The organism is Helicobacter pylori SA213A (genome assembly GCF_000476275.1).
In the GTDB taxonomy this organism is placed as follows: Bacteria; Campylobacterota; Campylobacteria; order Campylobacterales; family Helicobacteraceae; genus Helicobacter; species Helicobacter pylori_CL.
In genome coordinates this window covers 1-523 of record NZ_CBOM010000067.1, presented here as the reverse complement: position 1 = coordinate 523, position 523 = coordinate 1, and the positions used below count along the sequence as shown (strand labels likewise).

At 44.9% G+C, this 523-nt stretch carries 1 rRNA gene; it reads right to left on the bottom strand.

The annotated features are described in order from the left end of the window. Nucleotides 1-523 (bottom strand): 23S ribosomal RNA (locus QT74_RS08610); the annotation flags it as partial.

Below are 523 nucleotides of genomic sequence, written 5' to 3'. Positions count from 1 at the left end.
CCGAGCCTTCTTCTTTGAATTTGGCTGAAGACAGCCTACCTTTGAACCACCCTAACGCCCAAAAACTACTCCTTAAAAAACGCATGGGCTAGGGTATTGTCTAACCATGAAGGCTTGCATGCGCAAGAATACGCCATTAAGCGAGCGAGTAAAATGAAATTAGCGGCTAAGCTTTCTTTTTTGCCTCAAATTGATTTGAGCGCTTTTTACGTGTATCTTTCTAACCCCATTAAAATGGATTTTGCCAATGTTCCCCTTTTGACGATTGATTTTATCACCCACCGCCTGACTCCCAAGATACGATAAAAGGTATTCGAAGTTTGATAGGGTTTGGTACCGCGGCGAGCAGCCCTAGCCCAATCAGGGCTCTACCCCCTTTTATTATCACTTGAGGCTATACCTAAATATATTTCGAAGAGAACCAGCTATCACTAAGTTTGTTTGGCCTTTCACCCCTATCCACAGCTCATCCCAACCCGTTTCAATGGGTACGAGTTCAGTCCTCCACGCGCTATTACACGCG